Annotated in this window: 31 protein-coding genes and 1 other RNA gene; 15 read left to right on the forward strand and 17 right to left on the reverse strand. The window is 63.3% G+C overall.

Going from position 1 to position 26141, the window contains the following annotated elements; all coding sequences use genetic code 11:
* The first annotated feature begins 26 nt into the window (after positions 1-26).
* Positions 27-1280 carry a TCR/Tet family MFS transporter gene (locus tag HAD_RS01450; RefSeq protein ID WP_035568907.1) on the forward strand — a complete coding sequence of 418 codons (1254 nt, stop codon included), beginning with the start codon at positions 27-29 and terminating at the stop codon, positions 1278-1280.
* Between the two features lie 6 nt (positions 1281-1286).
* Here HAD_RS01450 and HAD_RS01455 read toward each other — a convergent pair whose 3' ends face one another.
* Positions 1287-1541 carry a hypothetical protein gene (locus HAD_RS01455; protein WP_035568909.1) on the reverse strand — a complete coding sequence of 85 codons (255 nt, stop codon included), beginning with the start codon at positions 1539-1541 and terminating at the stop codon, positions 1287-1289.
* Positions 1542-1654: 113 nt separating this feature from the next.
* On the opposite strand from HAD_RS01455, the gene HAD_RS01460 reads away from it, so the two are divergent.
* On the forward strand, positions 1655-2185 hold the full coding sequence (locus HAD_RS01460) for a D-glycero-alpha-D-manno-heptose-1,7-bisphosphate 7-phosphatase (protein WP_035568911.1): 531 nt from the start codon (positions 1655-1657) through the stop codon (positions 2183-2185).
* Between the two features lie 79 nt (positions 2186-2264).
* A complete protein-coding gene (locus HAD_RS01465; protein WP_035568914.1) occupies positions 2265-2999 on the forward strand; it encodes a class I SAM-dependent methyltransferase in 735 nt (244 codons plus the stop codon).
* Here the strand turns inward: HAD_RS01465 and HAD_RS01470 are convergent.
* From HAD_RS01470 to HAD_RS01485, 4 genes are all read right to left on the reverse strand, one after another.
* A complete protein-coding gene (locus HAD_RS01470; RefSeq protein WP_035568917.1) occupies positions 2996-3433 on the reverse strand; it encodes an EVE domain-containing protein in 438 nt (145 codons plus the stop codon). The genes HAD_RS01465 and HAD_RS01470 overlap by 4 nt on opposite strands.
* A 63-nt stretch (positions 3434-3496) precedes the next feature.
* Complete coding sequence (locus HAD_RS01475) at positions 3497-4297, reverse strand: heme-dependent oxidative N-demethylase subunit alpha family protein (RefSeq protein WP_162177457.1); 801 nt, start codon at positions 4295-4297, stop codon at positions 3497-3499.
* A gap of 19 nt (positions 4298-4316) precedes the next feature.
* A complete protein-coding gene (locus HAD_RS01480; RefSeq protein ID WP_035568920.1) occupies positions 4317-4943 on the reverse strand; it encodes a class I SAM-dependent methyltransferase in 627 nt (208 codons plus the stop codon).
* Positions 4940-5647 (reverse strand): hypothetical protein, encoded by a 708-nt coding sequence (locus tag HAD_RS01485; protein WP_051595831.1) that lies wholly within the window; start codon positions 5645-5647, stop codon positions 4940-4942. Before HAD_RS01485 ends, HAD_RS01480 begins: the two co-directional genes overlap by 4 nt.
* Before the next feature lie 179 nt (positions 5648-5826).
* On the opposite strand from HAD_RS01485, the gene HAD_RS01490 reads away from it, so the two are divergent.
* A complete protein-coding gene (locus tag HAD_RS01490) occupies positions 5827-6729 on the forward strand; it encodes a DMT family transporter (RefSeq protein WP_035568922.1) in 903 nt (300 codons plus the stop codon).
* Positions 6729-7484 carry a peptidoglycan recognition protein family protein gene (locus HAD_RS01495; protein WP_035568923.1) on the forward strand — a complete coding sequence of 252 codons (756 nt, stop codon included), beginning with the start codon at positions 6729-6731 and terminating at the stop codon, positions 7482-7484. The genes HAD_RS01490 and HAD_RS01495 overlap by 1 nt, the downstream gene beginning before the upstream one ends.
* Here HAD_RS01495 and HAD_RS01500 read toward each other — a convergent pair.
* Together HAD_RS01500 and HAD_RS01505 are read right to left on the reverse strand one after the other, a co-directional pair.
* Positions 7481-8413: a YihY/virulence factor BrkB family protein gene (locus HAD_RS01500; RefSeq protein ID WP_084331731.1), complete on the reverse strand. Its 933-nt coding sequence runs from the start codon at positions 8411-8413 to the stop codon at positions 7481-7483. The two genes, HAD_RS01495 and HAD_RS01500, sit on opposite strands and share 4 nt — an antisense overlap.
* 137 nt (positions 8414-8550) lie before the next feature.
* Positions 8551-9141, reverse strand: a complete 591-nt coding sequence (locus HAD_RS01505; RefSeq protein WP_035568926.1) for a hypothetical protein — start codon at positions 9139-9141, stop codon at positions 8551-8553.
* Between the two features lie 212 nt (positions 9142-9353).
* On the opposite strand from HAD_RS01505, the gene HAD_RS01510 reads away from it, so the two are divergent.
* The 3 genes from HAD_RS01510 to rnpB all read left to right on the forward strand — a co-directional run bounded on the left by HAD_RS01510 (position 9354) and on the right by rnpB (position 11048).
* A complete protein-coding gene (locus HAD_RS01510) occupies positions 9354-10256 on the forward strand; it encodes a CHAD domain-containing protein (protein ID WP_035568928.1) in 903 nt (300 codons plus the stop codon).
* A 26-nt stretch (positions 10257-10282) separates the two neighbouring features.
* Positions 10283-10630, forward strand: a complete 348-nt coding sequence (locus HAD_RS01515; protein ID WP_035568931.1) for a low molecular weight protein tyrosine phosphatase family protein — start codon at positions 10283-10285, stop codon at positions 10628-10630.
* Between the two features lie 45 nt (positions 10631-10675).
* An RNA gene (gene rnpB / locus HAD_RS18075) (RNase P RNA component class A) lies at positions 10676-11048 on the forward strand.
* Positions 11049-11217: 169 nt separating this feature from the next.
* Here rnpB and HAD_RS01520 read toward each other — a convergent pair.
* The gene (locus HAD_RS01520) at positions 11218-12363 is read right to left on the reverse strand and encodes a hypothetical protein (RefSeq protein ID WP_035568933.1); all 1146 of its coding nucleotides are present in this window, start codon (positions 12361-12363) and stop codon (positions 11218-11220) included.
* Between the two features lie 332 nt (positions 12364-12695).
* Here HAD_RS01520 and HAD_RS01530 point away from each other — a divergent pair, with 332 nt between their 5' ends.
* The 3 genes from HAD_RS01530 to HAD_RS01540 all read left to right on the forward strand — a co-directional run bounded on the left by HAD_RS01530 (position 12696) and on the right by HAD_RS01540 (position 15106).
* The gene (locus HAD_RS01530; RefSeq protein WP_035568938.1) at positions 12696-13256 is read left to right on the forward strand and encodes an AAA family ATPase; all 561 of its coding nucleotides are present in this window, start codon (positions 12696-12698) and stop codon (positions 13254-13256) included.
* A gap of 92 nt (positions 13257-13348) precedes the next feature.
* Positions 13349-14062 carry an SGNH/GDSL hydrolase family protein gene (locus HAD_RS01535; protein WP_035568940.1) on the forward strand — a complete coding sequence of 238 codons (714 nt, stop codon included), beginning with the start codon at positions 13349-13351 and terminating at the stop codon, positions 14060-14062.
* Between the two features lie 420 nt (positions 14063-14482).
* On the forward strand, positions 14483-15106 hold the full coding sequence (locus HAD_RS01540; RefSeq protein WP_035568944.1) for a TetR/AcrR family transcriptional regulator: 624 nt from the start codon (positions 14483-14485) through the stop codon (positions 15104-15106).
* Here the strand turns inward: HAD_RS01540 and HAD_RS01545 are convergent.
* Genes HAD_RS01545 through HAD_RS01555 form a run of 3 tightly spaced genes read right to left on the reverse strand, consistent with a single transcriptional unit; the run spans position 15103 to position 17866 of the window.
* Positions 15103-16125 carry a threonine aldolase family protein gene (locus HAD_RS01545; protein ID WP_035568948.1) on the reverse strand — a complete coding sequence of 341 codons (1023 nt, stop codon included), beginning with the start codon at positions 16123-16125 and terminating at the stop codon, positions 15103-15105. The two genes, HAD_RS01540 and HAD_RS01545, sit on opposite strands and share 4 nt — an antisense overlap.
* The gene (locus HAD_RS01550; RefSeq protein ID WP_035568950.1) at positions 16122-16874 is read right to left on the reverse strand and encodes an SDR family oxidoreductase; all 753 of its coding nucleotides are present in this window, start codon (positions 16872-16874) and stop codon (positions 16122-16124) included. Before HAD_RS01550 ends, HAD_RS01545 begins: the two co-directional genes overlap by 4 nt.
* Complete coding sequence (locus HAD_RS01555; RefSeq protein ID WP_051595832.1) at positions 16871-17866, reverse strand: calcium/sodium antiporter; 996 nt, start codon at positions 17864-17866, stop codon at positions 16871-16873. The genes HAD_RS01550 and HAD_RS01555 overlap by 4 nt, the downstream gene beginning before the upstream one ends.
* Positions 17867-18158: 292 nt before the next feature.
* Between HAD_RS01555 and HAD_RS01560 the strand changes: the two genes are divergently transcribed.
* Complete coding sequence (locus HAD_RS01560) at positions 18159-18629, forward strand: NUDIX domain-containing protein (protein WP_035568953.1); 471 nt, start codon at positions 18159-18161, stop codon at positions 18627-18629.
* Positions 18630-18663: 34 nt separating this feature from the next.
* Here HAD_RS01560 and HAD_RS01565 read toward each other — a convergent pair whose 3' ends face one another.
* The 4 genes from HAD_RS01565 to HAD_RS01580 form a co-directional block, all read right to left on the reverse strand.
* A complete protein-coding gene (locus HAD_RS01565) occupies positions 18664-19425 on the reverse strand; it encodes a L,D-transpeptidase family protein (protein ID WP_035568956.1) in 762 nt (253 codons plus the stop codon).
* Positions 19426-19686: 261 nt separating this feature from the next.
* The gene (locus HAD_RS01570; RefSeq protein WP_162177458.1) at positions 19687-20403 is read right to left on the reverse strand and encodes a CDP-alcohol phosphatidyltransferase family protein; all 717 of its coding nucleotides are present in this window, start codon (positions 20401-20403) and stop codon (positions 19687-19689) included.
* 42 nt (positions 20404-20445) lie between these two features.
* Entirely contained in the window at positions 20446-21378 is a 933-nt protein-coding gene (locus HAD_RS01575) for an Hsp33 family molecular chaperone HslO (protein ID WP_035568959.1), read from the reverse strand.
* Between the two features lie 66 nt (positions 21379-21444).
* A complete protein-coding gene (locus HAD_RS01580) occupies positions 21445-22395 on the reverse strand; it encodes a radical SAM protein (protein ID WP_035568961.1) in 951 nt (316 codons plus the stop codon).
* Between the two features lie 174 nt (positions 22396-22569).
* Here HAD_RS01580 and HAD_RS01585 point away from each other — a divergent pair, with 174 nt between their 5' ends.
* Entirely contained in the window at positions 22570-23877 is a 1308-nt protein-coding gene (locus tag HAD_RS01585) for an MFS transporter (RefSeq protein WP_035568964.1), read from the forward strand.
* A 3-nt stretch (positions 23878-23880) separates the two neighbouring features.
* Here HAD_RS01585 and argF read toward each other — a convergent pair whose 3' ends face one another.
* Positions 23881-24807, reverse strand: a complete 927-nt coding sequence (argF, locus tag HAD_RS01590) for an ornithine carbamoyltransferase (protein WP_035568967.1) — start codon at positions 24805-24807, stop codon at positions 23881-23883.
* Positions 24808-24923: 116 nt separating this feature from the next.
* Here argF and HAD_RS01595 point away from each other — a divergent pair, with 116 nt between their 5' ends.
* Positions 24924-25388 carry a DUF1499 domain-containing protein gene (locus HAD_RS01595; RefSeq protein ID WP_035568970.1) on the forward strand — a complete coding sequence of 155 codons (465 nt, stop codon included), beginning with the start codon at positions 24924-24926 and terminating at the stop codon, positions 25386-25388.
* An 11-nt stretch (positions 25389-25399) separates the two neighbouring features.
* Here the strand turns inward: HAD_RS01595 and HAD_RS01600 are convergent, their stop codons facing one another.
* On the reverse strand, positions 25400-25654 hold the full coding sequence (locus HAD_RS01600; RefSeq protein ID WP_035568973.1) for a GlsB/YeaQ/YmgE family stress response membrane protein: 255 nt from the start codon (positions 25652-25654) through the stop codon (positions 25400-25402).
* Positions 25655-25856: 202 nt separating this feature from the next.
* Between HAD_RS01600 and HAD_RS01605 the strand changes: the two genes are divergently transcribed.
* Positions 25857-26048, forward strand: a complete 192-nt coding sequence (locus HAD_RS01605) for a hypothetical protein (RefSeq protein WP_035568975.1) — start codon at positions 25857-25859, stop codon at positions 26046-26048.
* Positions 26049-26141 lie beyond the last annotated feature (93 nt).

The raw sequence follows: 26141 nt of genomic DNA on the forward strand, positions 1-26141 counted from the left end.
GGCGGGCAAGGCCAAACCTGCTCCCCATGTCGGACAGCGCATCTCCCCGGAAGCACGGCAAGAATGCCTTCTTTTTCGTGATTGTAACCGTTGCGCTGGATATGCTGGCCTTCGGGCTCATCATCCCCGTGATCCCGGCGCTGATCCGCGAACTGGCACATGTCACGTCGGAGCAAGCCACGCTCTGGCTCGGCCCGTTGGCGGCAACCTATGCCGTCATGAACTTCCTGTTCGGGCCGGTCATGGGCGCCCTGTCGGACAAGTTTGGCCGACGGCCTGTCCTTCTGGCCTCGATTTCGACACTGGCCATCGACTTCCTGATCATGGGCTTTGCCCACAATATCTGGATCCTGTTCCTCGGCCGGGCCTTGTCCGGCATTTCCGGCGCCACCTATTCCACGGCGAACGCCTATATCGCCGACGTGACGACGACGGGGGACCGGGGCCGCGCCTTCGGCATGATCGGGGCCGCCTTCGGGTTCGGCTTCGTGTTCGGCCCGGTGATCGGCGGATTCCTGGGAGAAATCGACGCGCGCGCGCCCTTTTTCGCGGGGGCAGGACTTGCCCTGATCAATTTCCTCTACGGCCTGATTGTGCTGCCGGAATCGCTGGCCCCGGAAAACCGCCGGGCCTTCGACATCCGGCGCGCGAACCCGCTGGGCGCCGTGAAGCATTTTTCGAAACTTCCGCACGTCGGCTGGTTCCTGATCGCCGCCGGCATCTTCATGCTGGCACACACGGTTTTCCCCTCCACCTGGAACGTCTATTCGGAGATCCGGTACGACTGGACGCCGAAGGAAATCGGCTTTTCGCTCGGCCTTGTCGGGGTCGGCGCGGCCGTGGTGCAGGCTGGCCTGATGGGCCTGATCCTCGACCGGCTCGGGACCGTCCGAACGGCCCTGCTCGGCTTCGGGGTAAATGTCGTATCGCTCTTTGCCTATGCGTTCGCCAGCCATGGGTGGATGGTCTACGCGATCATTCCGTTCGGCGCGCTTGGCGGCGTCGCGTCCCCCTCGCTGAACTCCCTGATGTCGACCGTCACACCCGCAAATGCGCAAGGCGAATTGCAGGGCGCCTCCTCCAGCCTGAACGCGATGGCCATGATTATCGGGCCGCTCACCATGAATGGGGTCCTGTTTGCCTTCACATATGAAGGCGCGGCGGTTCACTTCGCCGGGGCTGCCTTCCTGCTGGCAGGATTGCTCACGCTGCTGTCGCTGGCCCCGTTCCTGCGGGGTGTGGCGGTCAATCGCGATGCCATCCCGGCCGATGCGGACTAGGCCGCCTCAGGCTTTCTTCTTCATCATGAACCCGCCCGCGAGCCCGAGCGCTGCGCCGCCTGCTGCGCCTTGCAGCAAGGCCGCCCAGTCTCCCGGAAGGCCGCTCTCTGAAACGGGATACAGATAGAAGTGAACGGCCATGGCACCGGCCATGCCGCCCAGCAGACCACCGGTCATGTTCCCCCGGATCAGGCGCGCCGCACCAAGCCCGGCGACAATACCACCGAGCGCGCTCAGCAGGATGGACACAAGAATAGCCATTGGCACAATCTCCCGGCAGACTTGCAACAAACGCCGTCTTCCTTCCGCCGTCCAGCCCTGCCTGCATCCGCCGCAGTTGCCAGAGCCGGGAGATACGGGCAAAGACCAGCCCGATGGCTGACCTGCGCCCTGCCCTGTTTCTCGACCGAGACGGCGTGATCAACGTCGACAAAGGCTATGTCAGCCGCATCGAGGATTTCGAATGGATTGATGGCGCGGTCGAAACGATCGCCGCCTTCAACAAGCGCGGCTGGTTCGTCTTCGTGACGACCAACCAGTCCGGCATCGCGCGCAATTACTACACGGAAGCCGACATGCAGGTCCTGCATGAATGGATGCAGTCAGAACTGGCCAAGGCTGGGGCGCACATCGACCGCATTTATTATTGCCCTTATCATGAAGCGGGGGAAAACCCGGCCTACCGGAAGGACAGTTACGACCGCAAGCCAAAGCCCGGCATGCTGCTGCACGCCATGTCCGACTTTCCGGTGAAGCGGGAATTGAGCTTCATGATCGGTGACAAGGAAGCCGACATGCAAGCCGCCCGCGCGGCAGGCGTCGCCGGGTTCCTTTTCAGCGGCGGCAATCTTGCGCAGTTCGCCGAATGGACCCTCGCCAGCTTCGAAGAGGGCAACCGGGGATAGCCAAAAACAACCTCGCGCCGAAAATCATTTCGTGCTATGAGCCCTGGATGGTTTATCTGCCCCCTGATCTTGCACAACGATGAAGAAGTATGGCCCGGAAACGTTCGGTGAACTGAACGCCGACGAATACGACCTCCTGCACAATCCCGGCACAACTGACGCAGCCATTGATCTGCTCTCGGAATTTGCCCTGCCCGGCCGCACATTGGAACTCGCCATCGGCACAGGGCGCGTTGCTCTGCCAATGGCAGCGCGCGGCTGCCGCATCGAAGGCATCGAGGCCTCGCCGCTTATGGTGGAGAAACTTCGCGAGAAGCCCGGCGGGCAAGACATTCCGGTCACGGTTGGCGATATGTCGGAGGTCAGGGCCGAAGGCGACTTCGACTTCATCTTCCTGATCTTCAACACGCTCTACAATCTGACCAGCCAGGCCGCGCAGGTGAAGTGTTTCCGGAACGCCGCCGCCATGCTGGCCCCCGGCGGCGCCTTCCTGATCGAAGCCTTCGTTCCGGATCTTTCACAGTTTCACGACCATCGCAGTGTGAAGCCCCGGCATGTCAGTTTCGGCGCCCTCGCGCTGGAAGCCGCGGTCCATGATCCGGTCACGCAGCGGATCGACTATCAGGTCCTGCGCGTCACCTCCGAAGGCACGCGCCTGACACCGCTGCCCATGCGCTACGCCTGGCCGCAGGAAACAGACCTGATGGCCCAGCTGGCCGGCCTGGAGCTGGAAAGCCGCTGGGGCGGCTGGGACAAGTGCGCCTTCACCGCGGACAGCCGGATGCACATCTCCGTCTATCGGAAGCCGGCCTAGACAGGCTTCAGCGTCTTCGGATCGATGCCGCCCATTTTGCAGACCTCATTCCACTCCGCCGCCTTTACCGGCTGCACGGACAGGCGGAAGGAGGTGACGAGGCTCATATCCTTCAGTTTCGGATTGGCCTTCACGGCCTTCAGGGTCACCGGGTTCGGCATGGGCGCCAGCGCCTTTACCCAGACGCAATCCCAACGCGGATCGTCCGTCGTCGAATCCGGCGTGCTTTCCTTGCAGACCTCGACGATCCCGACGACCTCCAGCCCCTTATTGGAATGATAGAAGAAGAGACGGTCGCCCAGTTTCATCTCGCGCATGAAGTTGCGGGCCTGGTAATTGCGGATGCCGCTCCACTCTTCGCCCTCATCCCCCTTGGCGACCTGTTCATCCCAGCTCCATGCGTCGGGTTCGGATTTGATCAGCCAGTATTTCATTGCGTCTTCCGTCTCTTATTCAGGGTGTGTGATTCAGTCTGAGGCATAACGCGGTTGCCCCGCTCAGGAAAGGTGACCGAGCGCAGCGCGCACAAGCCGCTCATAAGCGGGCCAGCCCTTGTACTCGGCCAGCCCGGGATCCGTTCCATCCCACGCCGCCTGAAATGCTTTGACCCGCCCCGGCGTCGACAAGGCTGCGCGCAACGGATCGACCGCGATGCGGATCGTGAACAGGAGCAGGCCGCTTGCCGGCAATTTCGATACCGTCTGCCGCTCCACGCGCAAGTGAAGCACATCCAGCGCATCCGCTTCAGCAGTCGCAGCCGCCAGGGCCTTCAGCGGCGCCGCGCTGGGAGTAAAGCGATCTGGGCCTGCCTGGACCGTCCAGTTGAACCGTTCCAGCACCTGCCCCGGACGCAAGGCATCGAACATGCGCGCAATCCGCGACACAAGGCCGGGATTGGCCTCCGGCACCGGATCATGCAATCCGCCAAGCGGTTGTCCGGCCTTCTCCGACAAGCGCCAGAACGTCGGCGCCACAAGGCTGGCCGCCTCCAGCCGCCAAAGCCCATCGGCGCCGCGCTGAAGCAGACATAGATCATCTGAGACGCGGGCCGCCGCGGCTTCCAGCGGCGTCGGCCAGTCTTCCTCCGATGGCGGAAAGTGGCAGGTCACCCGCGCGGCTGCCTCCAGCAATTCCGCTTCTGGCAGGCTGGAGACGAACACGTCCGCGCGCCGCTCCCGCATGATCTGCCGCTTTTCCGGCAGCCAGGCCTCCGCCTCCGTATCCGGCGCGATCAGGGACTCCGGTGGAATGGGTTTCAGCCCGGGCGCAAGACTGGCCGGGCCGTCAAGGAAAGGCAAATAGGGAGGGTCCCGCATGTCAGACCGGAACGGCAGATCCCCAGGAACAGAAGCCCGCAATCTTCGGGGTGCCCGGCAGGTACATGGTTTCGGCGTCCTGCAGTTCGAAACCCGCTTCCTCCAACATTTTGTTCGTGTCGCGCGTCAGGTGGCAACCGCCCGCCAGCGGTTTCCAGACCGGCTCGACCCGGCGTTGCCACTTCGCAACGCCTTCGTCCGGGGCCAGGCCGTGTTCGGAGAAAATGATCTTGCCGCCCGGCTTCAGCAGGCGGCGTGTCTCTGCCAGGGCGCCTTTCCAGTCCGGAATGGTGCACAGCACAAAGGTATAGACGACCGTGTCGATGGAATGGTCTTCCAGCGGTACGGATTCTGCGCCGGTCTCAAGGAATTCGATATTGTTGCCATAGCCGAGCGCCCCCGCTGCACGGCGCGCCTTTTTCAGCATGCCGCCGGACGGCTCCAGGGCATAAAGGTGTTCGACCTTGTCCGGATCATAATAGGAAAAATTCGTCCCGCTTCCGCAGCCGATTTCCAGCACCTTGCCCTCTGCGTACGGAATGACCTTTTCGCGCTGCTTCATCATCGGCTTCGACGCGCAGGCGCAAGAAATCAGGTTCGGAACGACATATTTTTCCCAGGGGTTCACTGCTTTGTCTCCACGCCTGGCTGGAAGCCGGGATAGGCCGCCCGCTGCATCATCAGGCGCGTCGGCTCGGTCGGTCGGGCGACCAGGGCATCCTGAGTGATATTCACATCGAACTCGTATCCGTCGCCCATCGGCATGTAGGTGGCTGAGCCGTATTGCGCATCTTCCAGACCGAAACGTGCGCCCTGCTCCGCTGCAAATTTGCGGACATCCAGCCCCGGATTGGCATAAAGGCGGATGCCATTGGACTCCGCCCGTGTAACCGCCTCAGTGGAGTAGCGGTTCGAGTCACGGCCTTCGAGGTATTCCAGCCGGTAGACTGAATCATAGCCCAGCATATTGGCCAGCGGCTTGAACTTGATCACCTGCGCGCCCATCGAGAATTCATCGCCCTGCAGGGTGTAGACCCGCGGCTCGACTTCCTGAGGAACCGTCAGCGTGGCCTGATAGGTATTGGGCTGGCCGGCCACCGCGTCAAAGCGGATATGCGCGGCATCGCGTTCCAGCGTGAGGCGCTTGTAGGTCTGCAGGTTGAGGCCGGATAGCGCCACAACTCCGGCCAGACCAAGGAAGCCGACGCCGAAAATGAGCCGGCCGCCGCCGCTGACAGGCTTCAGACTGGCCAGCTTGCCAAAGCCGGCAAACAGCATCATCAGCCCGATCACACCTGAAATTGCTGGCAGAATCCACCAGATCAGAGACATCCACCTACTCCCAAAAGGCCGCCGCACGCCGGCAGCTCAACCGCTCACCCCTATACAGGTTAACTTAAACCCAGCCTGAATGCGGCCACAAGTGTACGCATGAAACACAGTTCCGGTTCCCCAAGGGGATCTTTCTACAAAGTCTGCCCAAACCGGAAAAAGCCTGATACGGGGCAAACATGAATTTCCGCGACTTTCTCCTCCTGTTCGGCGTCTGCCTCGTCTGGGGCCTCAACATCGTTCTGACACGGTGGGTGGTGGCGGACATGAACATTCCGCCCCTGTTCTTCGCCGCCGTCCGCTTCGCTGGCGTGGCGCTGTTCCTGATCCCTTTCCTGCGGCCGGTTCCGGACAAGCTGTTCACGCTGCTGCTGATTTCGGTGATGATCGGATCGTTGAATTTCGCCCTGCTATTCATGGGACTGCGCAGCGCGGAAGCCTCAGCCGTCGCCGTGACGGGACAATTGGGTGTTCCGATCTCCACGCTCATGAGCATGGCTTTCCTGGGCGAAACGATCGGCTGGCGCCGGGGGCTGGGCATCATGTTGTCCTTTGCCGGCGTGGTCCTGATCGCGTTCGATCCGTCCAGCTTCCAGATTTCGGTCGGCCTGATGTTCGTTGTCGGTTCCGCCTTCATCGGGTCCTTCGGCGGGATCCTGATGAAGAAGATGCCGCCGCTGACAGGTCTTCAGGTTCAGGCCTGGGTCGGCCTGTTCAGCTTTGCCCCGCTGTTTGCCGTGTCCTTCCTCTGGGAACGCGGCCAGGTGGACGCCTATATCCATGGCGGCTGGCCGGTCTGGCTGGCCAGCCTGTTTGCCATCGCGGGTGTCTCGATCTTCGGCCACGGCGCTTTCTACACGCTGATCAAGAAGTATGATGTCTCCATGCTGTCGCCGTTGACCCTGATGACGCCGATTTGGGGTGTCGTGTTTGGTGTGGCCCTGCTGAACGAGCCGGTTTCGCCGAGACTGCTGATGGGCGCGGTCATCGCGCTCGCCGGTGTGTTCATGATCGCGGTGCGCCAGAACACCCGCCTGCCCGAGGCCGCCCTTGGCCGCAAAGCCGGTGCCGGAGACAGCTGATGAACATCACGCTCTCGCCCAGCCCGAACTTCGATGAGCGCAAGCACCCGATCGACATGATTGTGCTCCACTATACCGGCATGCAAACCGGACAGGCGGCCTTCGAGCAGCTGCGCAACCCGGACGCCAAGGTCTCTTCCCATTACCTCCTCTGGGAGGATGGGCGGGTAGACCAGCTGGTCGCCGAGGATCGCCGGGCCTGGCATGCCGGGGTCTCCAGCTGGCAGGGCGACGACGATCTGAACTCCCGCTCCATCGGGATCGAGATCGTCAATGGCGGGCACGACTTTCCGGCGGCGGATGGCACGCTGCCGCCGTATCCGGACATTCAGATCCAGACGCTGATCGAGCTTTGCCACAGGATCCTTGCCGGCCGTGACATTCCCCAAACGCGGATTGTCGGCCATTCCGACATCGCCCCCGTGCGCAAGCAGGATCCCGGCGAGCACTTCCCATGGGCACGCCTTGCTCAGGCCGGGATCGGCATCTGGGCCGACATCGAAGACCTGGACACTCCGGATGTACTCGGCAAAGGCCTGTCCCCCGGTGAGCAGACCGCCAGCGTCCGCCAGATGCAGGAACAGCTCCAGCGCATAGGCTATGACCTCTCCCCCACCGGGACCTTTAACGACCTCACCGAAGCGGTCGTTCGTGCCTTCCAGCGTCGCTGGCTGCCAGACCGGATCAGCGGCGCGGCCGACATCGCGACGCTTCGCCAGATCGGTGTGATCCAGGCGCTGTACGCGGCGACCTAGCCTTCTCCGCGGAAGACGATGTCGTCGTCTTCATCTTCTTCTTCGATCAGTTCCGGCTCTGCCTGACGGGCAGCCCATTCGGCTGTCAGGGCTGCGCCGAAGAGAAGCGAAGACACCGAGGTTGCCAGCCAGATGAAGCCGAGGATGACCGAGGCCAGCGCGCCGTAGAAATTGTCCAGCGCCGTGAATTTCAGATAGAGGTGAAAGCCCCAGGTCGCGATCACCCAGCTGAGCGCCCCGGCTGCCGCGCCGGCCGCTTTCGCCCGGTGTCCCTTGAGCCGGCCATGCAGGGCAACGGCGAGGATCATGTAGAAGATGGCGAAACAGGCGATCCATTTGCCGAGCCAGAGCCGCGAAGCGAGATTGCTGATGTGCACGGCGAGGTCATAGGCGATAAAGCCCTGCTTCTCGGTGATGAAAGACAGGATCAGCTGCAATGCGCCGAGTAGCCAGACGGCCAGGATCAGCAGCGCCGTCATCAGGATCGACACGCCCTGAAAACGGATGATGCGGGTGCGCCGCTCAGAGCCTGTCACCATGCGAATGCCGGTGATCGCCGCTTTCGCGCCGGAGCTTGCCGTGTACAGAACGATGATAACCGCCAGCAATGCCCGCAGGGTGACGCCCTGCGGCGTGACCTGCCGGATGGTTTCAAGATCGGCCTGCGAGAGCGGCGCGACGGCAGACACGAGCACATCGTCCACCGTTTCGGCGAGGCGCTGCGACAGCTCAAGCGGCATGAAGGCGAACAACAGGCTGAGCGTCAGGTAGACGATCGGGAAAATCGAGAACAGCGCATAGAAACTGATCCCGCCCGTGACGATGCGGACTTCCGGCTTCGACAGGCGCATGATGGCGCCCCAGACCGGCTCGATGGCCCAGACCTTCAGCCAGGTCGGCAGGGGCAGTTTCTCAATCCATGGCCGCATGGGGATCCTGTCGCTCCGGTGATCCTGCCCTGTCTAAAACGGTTCGGAACGCTTGGCCATGGGAAGACTCGTCCGCCAGCACGTCCGCCCGGCAACGCCCCCGCGCGCTCCGGCAAGTTTCCTGATTGTGCGTGAGTTCAGCTCGAATCCGGCCAGCGTTTCAGCGCTTCGATCAGCTGAACGGTTAGCCCACCCGAGACCAGGGCGAGCGCAGCAGGCATGCGATGCCGGTTCGGGATGGGTGGCACGTGCGGCCGGGCCTCGCCGGCTGCCTGCCAGCGCTGGATCGTGCGCGCGAGACATCTCGCCCGGCGTTTGTGGTGCTTCAGCGTGTCGAGCATGGCCTGCCACCGCGCGATCAGCGGCGCAGCTGGCACAGGCCCGGGCGAAGGCACCGTCACCGGCCCTTTCAGGAAATGCGGGCACGGTCGGGATGGCGCGGGCACCATGGTGAAGACGTAACGATAGTCCGCATCCGGTTTCTTTGGCTCGTAATAATTGCTGCCCACGCGCGGTGTCAGCGGCGCCAGCTCCATCTGCAGCGCCGCCAGAAAGATCAGACGGCGGAGCAGAACGGCGAGGCGCTTCAGCTCCGCCCGCACGCGCCGGTTCACCGATTTCGCAATCGTCTGAGGATTCTTGAACAGGTCCACATTCACGCCCGCCTCGGCAATGGCGCGGGCGATCGTGTAATAGGCCTGGGAGAAGAAATCGGTGCACTCTGTCATGGCGGGAAGATTGCCATAAGGGCTTAGCCGGTTGGATAGAGGCTGTGTCTACCGCCACGAATGCCCGCGGTCTCAAGGGCTTATGGCATGTCCATACCGGAATTGGCACAAGCCTGTCCGCCCTCCCCCCGATTCCACTCACGAGTGTATCGCTTTGGCGGCGGCGCGGCGTTGCGATACAGATATGCCACCACAACCAACGGGTTCCCGCCTTGTCCTATTCCTTCCGCTTGTCCGATCATAGCCTGACTGACGGGGTGCGCCGTATTGCGCGCAGCCAGATCGAGACGGCGATTGCCGAGATCGATGACAAGACGCTCGGGCCGGTGACGACCGTCCACCAGCTGCGCAAGCGGTGCAAAAAGGTCCGGGGCCTCGTGCGCCTCGTCCGGCCCGGCTTCAAAGACTATGCGGAAGAGAATGCCGCCTTCCGCGACCTGTCGCGCAGTCTCGCCGACCTGCGCGATGCCGGCGCCCTGCTGGAAACCGTTGCGGCGCTGGAAGCGCGTTTCGGCGAGGTGATTGGCGGACCCTTCTTTGCCGATGTGCGCGAGACGCTCGCCGCCGCCAGCCCGCCTGCTGGCGATGAAGACGTGACAGACCGGCTGGCCGGGGCACGCGCCGCGTTCGAGGACGCGCTCACCCGCACCCATGACTGGAAAGTCAAAGGCAAGGCGCCGGAAATTCTGGGCCGCGGCGTGAAGCAGACCTACAAGCGCGCCGAGACTGCGCTGGCGCAGGCGGAGCAAGACGGCACGCCGGTCGAGTTCCATGAATTCCGCAAGCGGGTGAAATACCATTGGTATCACATGCGCCTGTTGAAACATGTCTGGCCGAAAATGATCCATGCACGGATTGTCGAGGCGCGCCACCTCGCCACATCGCTGGGCGACCTGCACGATCTTGCCGTCTTCCGGCTGACCGTCTTGCCGCTGATCGAACATGCGGATGCGAAGACCGGCGAAGTACTGGGCGGCCTGATCGAAGCGGAAGAGAAACGCCTCGCGCCGGAATGCCTGCACCATGGCCACCGCCTGTTCGCCGAAAAGGCCGGGCCCTTTGGCAAGGGGGTCGGCGCCTACTGGTCCACCTGGCGGGAGACGGCCCGCGTCTGATTGGCGCCCGCGAAGGGGAGAAACCGATGGCCGATGCCGCGCCCGTAAAAGTCCTGTTTGTCTGCACCCACAACAAATGGCGCAGCACGACGGGCGAGGCCGTGTTCTCCCGCGTGGCGGGGGTCTCGGCGCGCTCGGCCGGGACGGCGCGGGATGCCCGCCATCCGGTCACCGTGACCGACATCCGCTGGGCCGACCTGATTTTCGTCATGGAGGACCAGCATGAACAGCGCCTGCGCGCCGATTTCGGCCAGGACGTCACCGGCAAGACGCTGCACGTGCTGGATATCCCGGACGACTTCCAGTTCATGGACGAGGCCCTTATGGCGCTGTTGCGGGAGCGCTGTGACCCGCTGATCTTCGGCGCGGCGTAAACACGGCTGGTCATGCGCGGCCCTTGCGCCTATATACCCGCCAGACCAGACGGCCGGGCAGCCGCTGGCATGCTGGTAACGGCATGCTGGAGGAAAGTCCGGGCTCCAGGGATACAGGGCGACGGCTAACGGCCGCCCGGCGCAAGCCGAGGGAAAGTGCCACAGAAAGCAAACCGCCTCCCCTCGGGGAGGTAAGGGTGAAAGGGTGGGGTAAGAGCCCACCGCAGGCCTGGCGACAGGACTGGCACGGTAAACCCCGCCCGGAGCAAGACCGAATAGGGGGCGCGCATGGGCTGTATCCCGCCTGCGCCCCGGGTGTGTCGCGTGAGGTGCCTGGCAACAGGCATCCCAGAGGAATGGCTGCCAGACCCATGGCAACATGGGCGAACAGAACCCGGCTTACAGGCCGTCTGGTCTTTTCTCCCGGTCGTGCAAAGCACGGCAATTCGATCGAGGATCCAATTGAGGGAGAAAAGGCCCGAAGCGTAAGCGAGGGCTTCTCCGGTGCCGCGTCGCGGCCGTATTTGATCGAGGATCCAATACAGGAAAAGCAGGGGTTTTCAGACTGCTGATGCAAGCCACCCCGCTCAGTTCAGATTCATCGGATGGAACCTTCTCCGCGTATTCGACTCTTTCGTCTCCGGCAGCGGAAACTGTTCCGGCTCGGCAATCACCAATTCGAATTTGTAATCAGCCGCATTGCCCGTGCCCTGACGTTCCCGGATGGCATCGGAGGCTTCCTGCGGGAAGATGAAGCAGAAATCAGCCGGACAGTCCGGCCCCGTCTCGACGTCGGCCATGAAGCTCAGCGACTTGCTGCGCCAATCCGGCTTGGACCATGCCCTGACGTCCGCCTCCTTCTGCACGAACAATTGCGCCTGCAGCGCTTGTCCTGCGGCCTCAGCCGTATCCATGCTGACAAGTATCACCAGCCGTCCGTCATCCGTAATGCCGTCGACGCGGTTGACGCTGACGGGCCAGCCTTCCGAATTCATGAAGCTTGGATCATCGCGTTCGGACAGTTTTGCCGGGAAGCGCGCGCCACTGCCATCCAGTTTCACGGCCTCATACGTCGCGTTCCCATTCGGCAGGGGATGAAAACCATACCCCTTTTCACCCAACCTGAGCTGCCACTGCAGATCATTGATGGTGTCATCCAGTCCGTCCCACGCCTTGTCGGAATCAAATCCTTCGGCCTGGAGTTCTGCGCTCACTTCCTGAACCAGGGGGTCAAACTTTGCGCCATACATCCCTTTGGAAAAATCAAAAAGGTTCTGTGCGGCGTATTTCCGTCCCGCTGTATCCTTCTGCAAATCCGGGGAGCTCTGAGATGCGAGCAGCGATTTTACGTACTCGCGGATGTAAAATATCCGTAGCACTTTTACGTCGTCACCCTGGCTGCACGCCTGGTTTGCCACGGCCTCCCTGGCTGTCGCCCGATGGGCTTTGACCATGTCGTCCCTCTTCGCGACAACCTCGTCGCGAAACGCTGTCCCGGCCATGACCTTCACGTCATTGCCTTCCGGGGTTACTGACGCAGAAGCGCTGATCCCGCGCTTGACCCGCTGCACTTCGAAATAGTTCAGCACGCGGCAGCGTTCATTGAACTCTGCGGCGCGCAGCCAGGTATCCAGTACGGCATAGGATTCCAACGGTTCCTCACGCGCCAGGGAGGGCTGGGCCAGCGCCGTCCAGAAGAACAGACCGCCGAGAAGCGAAAGCGCAAGACGCATGAGGATGACTCCGATTGTTGTGCCCGGCACCCTATTCCTATTCACACGGGAATCAATGCGCCACTTATCCTTGCATTTTCAGGCCGCAACCTGTCGCCACCATTGAGCCGGCCGCTAACTTATCCGCCTCCTCCGGAACCGGTGTATATTTGTCGGAATGGACAGTTTGCTCCGCTCCTCTCCGCCGCTTGCGCCGCACATGGAACCGGACGTAAACCCGTTCGCGGGAGAGGGGGGCCCGCGTCCAAAGGGCGAGGGCTTCTCCGGCACCACGCAGCGCAAGCAAGGGCTTCATCCGCATCCACACAGATTTTCTGCGGGAGATTCACATCATGGACAATTTCATTCTGATCTCCGGATGTTCCGGCGGGGGCAAGTCGACGCTGCTGAAGGCGCTGAAGGCGCGTGGGCATCATGTCGTTGAGGAGCCGGGCCGCCGGATCGTGGAGGCTGAACAGGCAAGCGGCGGCAATGCCCTGCCCTGGACGGATATCGAGGCCTTCCTGCACCGCGCGCTGGATCTGGCCATCGCGGACCACCGGGCGGCGCGGCGCCTCTCCGGCCCTGTCTTTTTCGACCGGGGCGTGGTGGACGCGGCAGTGGCCCTGCGCCACGTGACCGGACATCCCGAGGCCGAGACGCTGGCCGGTGACTATCGCTACAACCGGGCCGTGTTCCTTGCCCCGCCCTGGCCGGACATCTTCACGAGCGACGAAGCCCGGCGGCACGGGATGGATGAAGCGGTTGCCGAATATGCCCGCCTGGAAGCGGCCCTCCCTGCGCTGGGCTATGACACGCACGTGCTGCCGAAAGCCCCCGTGGATACGCGGGCTGAATACCTGCTGTCGGTGCTGGCGGATGCCGGGCCCCGTCCCGACGAGCCTGCCCCCTGATAAAATTCAGCAAATACAATAATCTGGCACGCGCCATGCAAGGCTGAGCTCAAATTCTGCACGGAATCCGGCTGAAAGAGAGGGACTCCATCATGCTGAAACGCCTTTTGCTGAGCGCGCTGCTTCTGGCTGTGCCCGCCTGCGCCAATCAGGATACGCCCGAGGGTCCACTGCCGGACCTGCCGGGGAAAGTGCTGATTGTCGGCGATTCCATCTCGCTCGGCCTTGGCGCGATGGGACCGGATACGACCTGCCCGCTGACCCCCGAATACAACTCGCAGACCAAGGCTTTTGGCCCTCAGGTCGCTGACGCGCTTGGCGTTGATTATGTCATGTTCGCCTGGCCCGGCATCGGCCTTGTGCACAATTACGGCGACGACCAGACCAATACGATGTCGATGCGCCTGACGCAGGCCGACGAGACGGCCCGTCTGGACGCAACCGGCCCGGTGCAACTCGTCCTGATCAATCTGGGCACCCATGATTTCTTCCAGAACGACCCGTCAGACCAGTTCATCCCGGCGATGGAGGACCTGCTGTCCCAGATGCGCGACCGCTATCCGGACGCGACGATCTACGCCCTGACCGGCCCGATGCTGGGCGGGACCGACAAGATATTTCTCGCCCATGCCGTGGAAACAGCGGTCGATGCGGTGAATGCAGAAACAGGCACGGCCATCCGCTATCTCGCCCTGGATGGCGGCGACAAATCCGTCGCCTATGGCTGTCAGTGGCACCCGTCGGTGCCGGCACACGACCATATGGCGGACCTGATCCTGGACGACCTGCGCGCCCACAACCAGTAATCGCCAGCCTCACTCCCATCTTGCCGGACTGGACAGGGTTCAGTCCGGCATTTGCCATGCGTTTTACATACCGCACGCCCCCGCCGGGCGATGCAGACAGCGTGTGCCGCGCCTCCGGTTGTGCTATTATACGTGTCAGGCGCTGGCGTATGGCAGTGGCAAGTCCGGCAATATCCCGCCCGGCAGGAAGTGACGGAGATGCACGCAAAAATGGCAGATCGCGGCGTTTCTGCCGCAGCGGTTTCCGGTGCAAATTGCGGCAGCATTGCCTGTATATGTCACGATACCTGACAGTTTCAGGTGACCGACTGGCCTTGCATCGTTGACACGAATGACGGCACTACACTAGTCCAAACTATTGACCGGGGGACTTTGATCCAATGTTTTCCGTCAGTATCGCTTAGAGAGGCAGGCCCATCTATGGCCCGAACACCCGGCGCCCGGAACTACAACTTTGACGCGAAGCGCTCGGCACTGCTTGAAAGCGTGATCAACTTCGCCCTGTCCGGTGAAATCCAGCGGCCCTCCCTGCGCCAGCTGGCCCTCGCCGCCGAAACGTCCGAGCCGACCCTCCGTCATTATTTTACGGACCGGAAAGGGCTGGTCATCGCCATGATGGCCGAATTGGGCGAACGTGCCCAACCCATCTGGCGGCAATTGGAGCAACCGTCTGAAAGCATGACGGACGCAATCAATGCCTGTTTCCGGCACGCCCTGACGCGGATGGGCGACGACCTCTTTTTCCGGATGCACGCTTTCGGAATGGTGGAAGGCATGGCCGAGCCGGACGTCGGACAGGCCTATCTGGAACACGTCCTGGAACCTTCGCTCGACTGCGTCTGCCGCAAGCTGTCGGGCACGCCCGGGTCTCCGGACGATCCGGAAGAGATCCGGACAGCCTCAATCGCCATGTTCTCCCCGGTTATCCTGATGTGCCTGCACCAGCATTTGCTGGGCGGCCGGGCGCTCGCACCGCTCGACGATCAATCGACGGTCCAGCACCTCAGCAACTGGTTGAGCAGCGCGTTCAAAAAGACGGCCTAGGCCCGCAGGGCGTCAGCCACAGCAGCGATCTCGGCCTCTGCCGTGCTCCACGAACACACAAACCGATAGGCCCCGCCAGGCCAGGGATAGAATTTCCCGCCGGCCGCCACCAGACGCCGGGCCGCGTCCTTGGACAGGATGGGGAACACCTCGTTGCCGTCGACCGGATAGGCGAGATCGAAGCCCGCCTGCGTGAACAGGTCTGCCAGCGCCTGCGCGCGGGCATTCGCCTGCCCGGCCAGCTTCAGCCACAGCCCATCGTCCAGCATCGCGTGCGCCTGCGCCGCGAGGAACCGCATCTTGGGCGGCATGTGACCGGACCGTTTGGCACGCGCCCGTAACTCTCCGGACTTCTTCCGGGCATCGCCAAACAGAAGAATGATCTCGCACCCGATGGCGCCGGTCTTCGTCAGGCCGAGGGTCAGCACGTCGACACCGGCCCGCCACGTCATTTCGGCGGCCGCCGTCTTGCCATTGGCCAGCACATTGCCGAGGCGGGCGCCGTCGAGGTGTACTGACAGTCCCTTCTCTTTCGCCAGCCCCGCATAAAGCGCAATTTCGGCCGCCCGGTAGGCCGTCCCGCATTCGGTGAGATTGGTGAGGGACAGCACCTCGGCAGGCGTCTCGTGCACGAAAGACGGATTGATCTGGCCGAGCGCGGTTTCCAGCGCCTCACGGTCAATGCGTGCGCCAAAGCCGGTCAGCAGCTGCAGCTTGCCGCCGCCGGAAAAGAATTCCGGCGCGCCCCGTTCATCCCGCGCGATGTGCGCTTCCTCATGGCAAAGCACCGCGCCGATGGACGAGCAGAAGCAGGACAGCGCCAAGGCATTGGACGCCGTGCCCGACGCGGTCAGCCAGAACTCGAACTCCTCGGTTTCGAACAGGGCCGCAAGCTTCTCGCGCAGGCCAGCCGTGACGGAATCGCCGCCATAGCTTGCTTCCATGCCGGTGTTGACCGAGGCCAGCGCCTCGATCACGGCGGGATGCGCAGGTGCCGACGTATCCGAGGTAAAGTTCATGCCTGCACGTCCGGGGTCTGCCACATCAGGTGCTGGCCGCCGTCGCTGGCGATCATCTGCCCGGTCACGCTGGACGCCGCGATGAGATAGCGCATCGCCCGCACGATCTCCTCGGGCGAGGAGCCCTGCCCTGTCAGCGTGGCGGCCTTTTCGGCGGCAAACTCTTCCGGCGTCTGATGAGCACTGGCGAGCGTCGGGCCGGGACCGATGCCGTTGACGCGGATATCGGGGGCAAGCGCCTGAGCCAGCGTCCGGGTCGCCTGCCACAGCGCCGCCTTGGACAGCGTGTAGGTGAAGAAGATGGGGTTCAGCTTCCAGACGCGCTGGTCGATCATGTTGATCACCAGGCCCTTTTCGCCTTCCGGCAGGTCGGACGCCATCTGCTGCGCCAGATGGATGGGCGCCCGCAGGTTGGGTTCCATATGCGCATCCCAGTCTTCCCGGGAATGGGTCAGCGCCGTATCGTCATGGAAAGTGGAGGCCGAATTGATCAGCAGGCTGACCGGCCCGCCCAAGACCTTTGCCGCCCCGGCGACGAGGCCGCTGCGGTCGGTTTCATCTGCGAGGTCGGCCTGCACCGGCTCTGCCATGCCACCGGCCTTGCGGATCCGCTCGCACGTCTCGTCCGCGCCCTCGCTGGAGCTGTGATAGTGCACCGCAACTTTCCAGCCGTCTTCACCAAGCGCCAACGCCATGGCGCGGCCGAGGCGGGCCCCGGCGCCGGTGACAAGCGCGATACCGGGCGTCATGTCCCCACCGGCTGGAACAAGCCGGAAATATTGAGGCCGGTGATCAGGCCGTAGATGTACGCCACATAGACGAGCAGCAGCAGCAGACCCATCAGGCGCCCGATGCGCGCCTTCGTCAGGATCACGACCCCGATGACCAGCGTGGCGAGCGCCAGCGCCCAATGATCATATTGCTGGAAGGTCGGTGCCATGCGGATCGGTCCGAACAGGGAGATGATGCCGCCCGCGCCAAGGATGTTGAACACGTTCGAGCCCAGCACATTGCCGATCAGGACTTCGCCCTGCTTCTTCACAACGGCAACAAGGCCTGCACCGATTTCCGGCAGCGAGGTTCCGATCGCCAGCAGCGTGAGGCCGATATACTCCTCCGGCACGTTCAGGAACATGGCGATGCCGACACCGCCCTCAATCACGAGGTCTGCGCCGAGGATAAGCCCCAGGACGCCAAGCGGCACATAGATCAGCGCGAGCCAGAGCGGCAGGTGCGGGTCTTCCTCTTCCGTCACGCCGGGATCCTTGCCAACGGCAACGGCGCGGCGCGCGGCAATGAAGGTCAGGCCGGTATAGGCGACGAGAAGCGCAATGAAGCAGATGCCGACCAGCGGTGTCAGCGGCATCAGGGCGGTGATGCCGATCCACGCCACGGCTGCGACGATCACGGCGATCAGGCCGCGCTTTTCCCCCACCCCGCCAGCGGCGATCGGTGCGATCAGGGCCGGCAGGCCCAGCACCAGGAAGACGTTTGCAATGTTGGAACCGACAATATTGCCGAGAGCGAGGCCCGAACGGTCCGACAGGGCGGCGTCGAGCGAAACGATCATTTCAGGCGCGGACGTACCGAAGCCGACAATGAAAATGCCCGCGACGAGGGGCGAAACCCCCATGCGGGCGGCAAGGGACACAGCCCCACTGACCAGCGCATTTCCCGCCAGTGCCATGATCACGAGGCCCCCGACGAGGGCAGCGATCAGAGAGAGCTCCGGGATGGGCAAGCCGAGCGGTTAGTCCAGCCGCTTGAATTCAATCAGATTCAGTACGCCGAAAACGACGACGATTGCGGCGATGGCAAGCAGGGACGGATGGATCATGTCGCTTTCTCGCTTGTGTAATCTTTATCACGTGATTGTGTTTGTTGGCGTTTGCATAGCGCGGTGCGCCGCGCATGGCGAGCCCAATTCGGCAGGGTTTTCACCCGAAATTCCACCGGAATCCCGTATTTTCACCCCAATCCGGGAAAATTTTTGCATTCACCCGATCTTGAGGCGAGTCTGTCAGGAAAACGCCATGGCCCGTATTCGCACCCGCATCTTTCAGTCCTGGTTCCGTCTGTCCCGGCCGATGACGCTGGGCGTCCGCGCCGTGATGGAGAACGCCGCAGGTGAAGTCTTCATGATCCGCCACACCTACACGCCGGGCTGGTACCTGCCGGGCGGCGGTGTGGAAAAGGGGGAAACCAGCATCGAATCGCTGGAACGGGAGCTGCTGGAGGAAGGCGGCTTCACCCTGACGGCCCCGCCGGACCTGGTCGGCATCTATTCCAACCATTTCGTGTTCCCGAATGACCATGTCGTGCTTTACCGGGCCCGTCCCGGCACCTGGACGCAGGGCGAAGCAACCTCATTCGGGGAAATCGCCGAAGCGGTCTGGGCCGACCCGCTGTCCCCGCCGGAGGGAACCACGCCCGGCACGCACCGCAAGCTTCAGGAATTGTTCGCCGGAGCCCCGCCGTCCCCCTATTGGGCGCCGCAGCGCTGAGACAGGGTGCCAGACCGGATCTGGCCAGGTGAGATCAGGTTCCCGGGGTAATTTCGTAGGTTCCATCGGAGACACGCACCGCAGGCACGTGGCCGGTTTCCTCAAACGCTTCCCAGGCCGGGGCGAGCGAGCGCCAGAAGGCGGCGTTCGGGTCCCCGGCATGACGCTGCAGGTTCGCTGCGGTCATCGGGAAGGGATAGATGTGCACCGGCACGGATTTCTGCCCCTCGCCCATCGCGGCCTGCATCAGGGTCCAGACCTCTTCGATCGCCTCATCGGTCATGGCGTAGCAGCCGACCGACACGCAATCGCCGTGGACCATGAGATAGGAGCCCGTGCGGCCCTGTGCCCGGTCGAAGGCGTTGGGATAACCCAGATTGAAGGCGAGATGGTAGTCCGACGCCGCGTTCATCTGGCCCGGCGCGACGGAATAGAAGCCTTCCGGCGCCTGCAGGTCCCCTTCCGCGAGTTTTGGCCCAAGTTTTCCGGAATAGGCGCACACCGGCCAGGAGCGGAACGGTTCGTACACCCCATCGGGAGTCGCCACATAGGCCGTCAGGACAGCAGGTTCCTTGGTAAGCCGGAGGTAAACGGGCGCGCCGAGATGCGTCCCCTGCTCCGCCAGCGCCTCGCTGAGGTCTGCGGTGTGCGCTTCCACGATGGCCCGTGACCCCGGGGTTTCGCGGACATCATCGACCCCCGCCACCGCCAGAACCGCCGGCAGGCAGAGGAAAGCCATCGCCGCGCTGAACACGGCAACAAGCTTCCAGGCGGCGATGGGGCGTTTACGTTTCATAAACCTAGTGGTCTGCCCGGAATGCGGCAGCACAGGGGCCAGATCCGTGGCCGTTTCGTGGAAATGGCGCCCCATTTCCGCCCCGAGTGTTAAACAGCTTTTAAGATCCCGGTGAGACGCTTTTTGCGTGACGGGGGAGTGAACCAGTTCTCGTCATCAACAGACAGCTGGCGCAGCAGGTTTCCCTTTGCCCTGCGCGCCGGCAAAGCAAACGGAACGCCGGCTCTTTTTCCCCTGGGCCGGCGTTTCTTGTGTCCAGCCTCAGCGGCTGCGGACCGCCGCCACCATGTAGCGCCAGCCGGTCAGCAGCGACAGGGCCGCCGCGATCCAGAGCAGACCGACAAGGCCGGTCACGATGAACGTCGCCGTCAGGCTGCCCGCCTGATGCTGCGACGCCGCCGCCTGTGGCATCAGCGCCAGCGGCAGCATCAGGCCGATAATGGCGGCCATTTCAAAAGCGGTCTTCCATTTGGCGAGGTTGGACGGATCGACCACGGCCTTGCCAGCGGGCGTGGTGCGCAGCCAGGTCATGAAAACATCGCGCGCAATGATGGCCGCTGCCGGAATGTAGATCAGCCAGGTGTGGAAAATCAGCGCGAGCCCCAGCAGCGCAAAGCCGACCAGGAACTTGTCCGCGATCGGATCGAGCCAGACACCGAAACGGGACTGTGCCTGGAGCTTTCGCGCCAGCCAGCCATCAAGGAAGTCTGTCAGCGCGCCCGACAGGAAGGCCAGCAAGGCAAACTGGTACCAGAGCTGCTGGACCACGATGCGGCTTTCCTGATCTGCCGCGCTGGCATCCTGCGCCGCGCCCAGGGCGATGAGGTCCTGCACGCGCAGGGCCTGAACGATACCGCCGAGGCAGAGCAGCGCGAACACGCAGCGCGCAATCGTCAACGCATTGGGGAGCCATTTGAAGGTCATCTGCGCGGTGTGCCAGCGGCCGGGCGCCGAGGCAATGCGCAATATCGGCGGCACGTCATCTCCCATCGCCGGAACAATGGGAGATGACGCGGCCGGTCAGTTCGACGCGCCGGTGACTTTTTCGATCGGCACGGTGTAGTGACGGCCGCAGAACTGGCAGTCGATCGACAGGGTGCCATCGTCTTCCACGAGGTCCCGCAGGCCGTCGTCCGAGATGTTCTGCAGCGTGGCAATGAGGCGTTCCTCATTGCAGGTGCAGCGGTCGTCCAGCTGTGTCGGCGGCTCCATCCGGACGCCCTGTTCGTGGAACAGCCGGTAAAGCAGCTGGTCCATCGGCAGATCCGGATCGGCGAGTTCCTGATCGGTGATCGTCGCGAACAGGGCCTGCGCCTCGTTCCACGCTTCTTCCGTATCGCCGCGCGCCTCATCGTCGGCGATACGCTGGACCATCATGCCGCCGGAGACCCAGACGCCGGGCTCTCCCTTGCGCTCGAACTCGGCGAGCGACAGGCGAATCCGCGTGGGCACCTGTTCGGACTGGGCGAAGTAATCCTCCGCACATTCCGCCAGCGTGCCTTTCACCAGCGGAACAATGCCCTGATAGGGCTGGATCGCCGGATTGTCCTGAACGATGATCAGGCCGAGCCGTCCGGACGCGCCGAACAGTTGCGGCATGTGCGGGGCCGCGCCCTTGTTGACCCGGTCCAGGTTTTCCCAGGCCTCCATGTCGAAGCGGGCATAGCCGCGCACGCCGCCATCAGAGCGGTATTCGCCGACCAGCATCTTCACCGGACCATCGCCTTCGGCCTGAACCAGCAGGCGCCCTTCGAACTTGAGCGAGGAGCCGACCAGCGCTGCCAGCGTCACCGCTTCGCCGAGGACCCGGGCGAGGTTCACGGGATAATCGTGGCGTTGCAGGATTGGCGAAATGCTGGCCGCACCCATGCGGACAGCCCGGCCGCGCACGGGCCGCTGCTCGATCTGGAAATTGGCAACGAAATCGCTGAGGGGTGTGGATGTGTCAGCCATGACGGGCTCCTTGTGACGCCCCCATGTGGCAGCGCCCTCCCCCCGTATCAAGACTGAAGTCTGTGATCAGGCCGAGCAGCTGCCGCCGCCAAGCACGCAGAAGCTGGCGCACCAGGGATGGTTCAGCTTCACCGGCTCCGCTGTCGCCTGCTTCAGCGTGTGGCCGAGCTCAAAAGCCGGATCGTCGACCAGCAATGTGCAGGCCGTGACGGTGGCGCGGGCAGCGTCCTTGCGCCGGATGACCATGCGCTGGTCTGCGCACATGATGCTTTCCGGCACCTTGTCGAGAATGCCCCAGCAGGCCGTTGTGATTTCCGGCGGATCATCCTGCGGAATCATCTCCGGAAACAGGACCAGCTGTTTGGGGTCGGCAGCGTCCAGCGACAGGCCGAGCGAACTGGCCAGCGCCCCATAGCCGGCGCGGGCCGCGGCTTCGTCTTCATGCAGGGACTGACGCCCGGCAATCGCAACCTGAAAGCCCTCGTCGGCCAGCCAGCGGAGGCCCGCGCAGGCCTCCTCGAAAGCCCCTTCGCCGCGTTCGGCGTCGTGCAGGGCCGGGTCGTGGCTGTCGAGCGAGACGCGCAGGGTGAGCTTTTCTGCGAGGCCGTTATCGCGCAAGCGGCAGAGCCCCTCCCGGATGCGGGGACGCATCATTGGCCGCATGGCATTGGTGAGCAGCAGGAGGCTGTGTTCCCGGAACAGGATCGCCTCCATGATGGGCAGGATATCCGGGCACATGAACGGCTCACCGCCCGTGATCCCGATCTCAACCCCGTCCGGTGTCATCCGGTCAACCTCATCCAGATAAGGCATGACATCGGCGAGGGTCAGATAGACCAGCCGGTCGTTCTTGGGAGAGGAGAGGATGTAGCAATTCCGGCACTCGATGTTGCAGAGCGTGCCGGTATTGAACCAGAGCGTTTTCAGCCCCGTCCAGGCAACACTGGCACGGGTCTCGCCCTTGGCCGTGAAGTCTGGGTGGGTGAATTTCTCAGCGGGAAAATCTGTGTCTGCCATGGGCGCACCCTAACCGGCTGCGCCGCGCGTGCCAGCGGGAAAATACCGATCTGACAAAGGTTTGATCATTGCGTGTGTATCGATCAGAGAGCGGGTGGCTGCGCCTTCGCGATTGTCTTTTATGCAGGAAACATGATCCTTCCATGATCTGAATGGCTGAGGGCAATCCGGGCAATGGTGCAGGACAAGAAGAAAGCCGTCTTTCGCTTGCTCACTTCGACGAGCGAAGCGCCCGGCAATCTCGATATTTCCGATACTGCCCGCGAGCACGAGCCCGACAATTTCTTCCGGCATGTCACCAGCCTGTCGGCCAGCAAGATCGCGGACGGGCTGATCGATCCGAAACTCGTCCTCAGCTGGCTGCTCACCGCGCTCGGCGCCCCGGCCGGGTTGCTGGGCCTGCTTGTTCCGATCCGGGAGGCGGGGGCCCTCTTCCCGCAAATGTTTACCGCCGGCGCACTCCGCCAGTTCAAGCACCGCAAATGGGCCTGGGCAGGCGGCGCCCTGATCGAAGGGGTCGCCGCGATCGCCATGGGGCTGACGGCCTTTATGCTGACCGGTGCCGCGGCAGGCTGGGCCATCCTCGCGGCGCTGGCCGTTCTGGCGCTCGCCCGCTCTGTCTGTTCGGTCACCTACAAGGATGTCCTTGGCAAGACGATTGCCAAATCCCGGCGCGGCACAGCCACAGGCACCGCAGGCACGATCGGCGCCGGGGCTGTGCTGGCCTATGGCGTCTTGCTCGCCTTTGCGGGGGAAGACCGTCTGGCCCTGGTCACGGGCGGGTTGGTTCTGGCGGGCGTGTTATGGGTCGCTGCCGCCATCGTGTTCGCCAGCCTGACCGAAGAAGCCAGCGCGCCGGAAACCAGTTCCAGCCCGGTCCGCAGGCTGGCAGAGGATTTCGGCCTGCTGGCACGCGATGCCCAGCTGCGCCGGTTCATCCTTGTGCGGGCCTTGCTCACCTCCACCGCCCTGGCCCCGCCTTTCATGGTGGCGCTGGGCACACAGACCGATACCGCGCGCAACATGTTTGGCGGCCTTGGCCTGCTGGTTGTCGCCTCGGCCAGCGCAGGCCTGCTCAGCTCCTATGTCTGGGGCCGCCTTGCCGACCGGTCCAGCCGCAAGGTCCTGATCCTGACCGGGCTGTCCGGGGCGCTCGCCCTGTTCGGCACGCTGGGCCTGAACGCGGCCGGCCTGCTCGCGGCAAAAGCCGGCCTGCCCGTCATGATCTTTATCCTGATGATTGCCTATCAGGGCGTTCGCCTCGGGCGGTCGACCCATCTCGTCGACATGGCAACGGCCGAAACCCGCGCGGCCTACACGGCGCTTTCCAACACGATCATCGGCACGGTGCTGATCCTCGGCGGCGGCTTCAGCCTGGTGGCAAGCTTTGCCGGGCTGACAGCCGTCATCGCCATCCTTGGCGTCATGAGCGCGGTGGCGGCCCTGTTCGCGCTGGGGCTGGACGAGGTCCAGTCCGGCTGAGGCTTATTTTTCGAGGCACCAGCGCAGCACGGCCTTCTGGGCGTGCAGGCGGTTTTCGGCTTCGTCAAAGACAAGGCTCTGCGGCCCGTCAATGACTTCAGGGTCCACTTCCTCGCCCCGGTGGGCCGGCAGGCAGTGCAGGAAGTGGGCACCCTTGTTCGCCAGTTCCATCAGGTCTTCGGTGACGGCGTAAGGTTCCAGGATTTCGAGGCGGCGCTCGGCATCCTTGTCACCCATGGACACGAACGTGTCGGCAATGACGACATCGGCCCCGGCAACGGCCTCTTCGGCCGTCTCGAAGAGATCGATCTTGCCCTGAAGTTCGCGCGCAATGTCGAGATCCTCATCATCCGGCGCAAAACGGGCGGGCGTGCCGACCGCCAGCGAGAAGCCGAACTTCGCGGCCGCATGGATGAAGCTGGCGCAGACATTGTTGCCGTCGCCGACCCAGGCGATCCGCGCGCCGCGAAGATCGAGGCCATTCTCTTCCAGCGTCTGCAAATCCGCCATGATCTGGCAGGGGTGCGAGCGGTCAGTCAGGCCGTTGATGACGGGAACGGAGGAAAACTCCGCGAACGCCTCGACATCGGAATGATCATTGGCGCGGATCATCACGGCATCGACATAGCGGGACAGGACGCGGGCCGTATCGTCGATCGTCTCGCCGCGGCCAAGCTGCATGTCGCTGGACGTCGCCGTGATCGACGAGCCGCCCAGCTGGCGCATCGCCATGTCGAACGAAAACCGCGTACGGGTGGACGACTTCTCGAAGATCATCGCCAGCGTGTGGCCTTCCAGCGGCGCCCCGTCATCGACGCGGCCCTTCGGCCAACCGGCGCGGGCTTTCTTCATGGCATGGGCCATGTCGAGAATTTCGCGTAGCTCGACATGATCGAGATGCCAGAGATCAATGAAGTGACGGCCTGCCATGGCGTCCCCCTGTTTAAAATGAAGGGCGCGCCTTAGCCTAAATCTGTCTATACGGCTAGATGCGATCCGGATTGGCCTGGCCGCCGTACAGACAACAGGATACCGGAGGGCACGCGATGATCCGTTCCATATTGGCTTGCGCCACCCTGCTTCTGTGCGCCGCTTGCGCCTCCGCGCCCAAACCTGCCGGGAGCTGGATCAGTTTTGCCACGCTTGAGCCTGGCCTGCCGACCAATCGTTACCTGGCGTGCAATCCGTCCATCTGCGAGGCGGCCGGAAACACCGGAGACGCGCTGGCGTTTGCCTCTCCGGCCACGGACGTGGCCGCCGCCCTTGTCCGGCTTCAGCCGGATGCTGAACAGCGTACGTTGCCAAATGGCGACATCCAGCTGCGCTATGTCGCTGTCACCCCTATCGCCCGGTTCCGGGACGATGTGGACGTTCTCATCCGGCCCACAGGTCCGGACACGTCACAGGTGGCGGTCTATTCCCGCTCCCGCATCGGCCTGTCAGACCTCGGCAAGAACAAGTCGCGCGTCGAGGCGCTTGCGAAACAGCTGGATGCCGAACTGGCGGGCTGATGCCCGCCGCGTCAGGCGCGCTTCAGCACACGCACAATCAGAAGCAGGACCACAGCACCGATGGTCGCGTGCAGGATCGACGCAACGATCCCAGCGCCCAGGCTGATGCCGACGGCCGGAAAAAGGAATCCGGCGACAAAAGCGCCGATGATGCCAACGAGAATATTGCCAACAAGGCCGAACCCGCCGCCGCGCACGACCAGGCCTGCCAGCCAACCGGCCACGCCGCCGACCAGCAGAAAAATAAGAATGCCTTCAAGAGTCATCTGGTGTCTCCTCACCGTTTTACCGGCCCCTGAAAGAGGTCGGTTTATCAGGTGTACAACCCTCAGGAGCGGCATTCGTTCCCATCGGCAAGCCAAATCGCGGCGAGGACCGCCTGCGACATTTTTGAGAATGACTTGCAACAAGCGGGCCTGTGTGCAACATTCGTCATGAGAATGCTTCGCAATTGCAAGGAGACGTGTGATGTGTGTTCCGGTCGATGACCCCGCCATGCTGTGCTGGCTGCAAACCCAGCTGCGCGTGATCTCAGCCTGGCAGGACGAACTGGCCAGCCGGCCCGACGCCGACCTCCGGCAGGTCGAACGGCTGGCCCGGCACCATGACTGGCTGACCGAGGAACTCACCCGGCTGTCTCCTTACCGGCAGGCCGCCTGACCTTCCCCCCGGCGCAGCGCGGGCGGACCCTCGTTTCCTCCCTCTTCGCGAGCCGTTCGCGCTGCGCCACCCCTCATGTCTCCACTGGCGAAG

Origin of the sequence: Hyphomonas adhaerens MHS-3 (genome assembly GCF_000685235.1) — a bacterium.
GTDB lineage: Bacteria > Pseudomonadota > Alphaproteobacteria > Caulobacterales > Hyphomonadaceae > Hyphomonas > Hyphomonas adhaerens.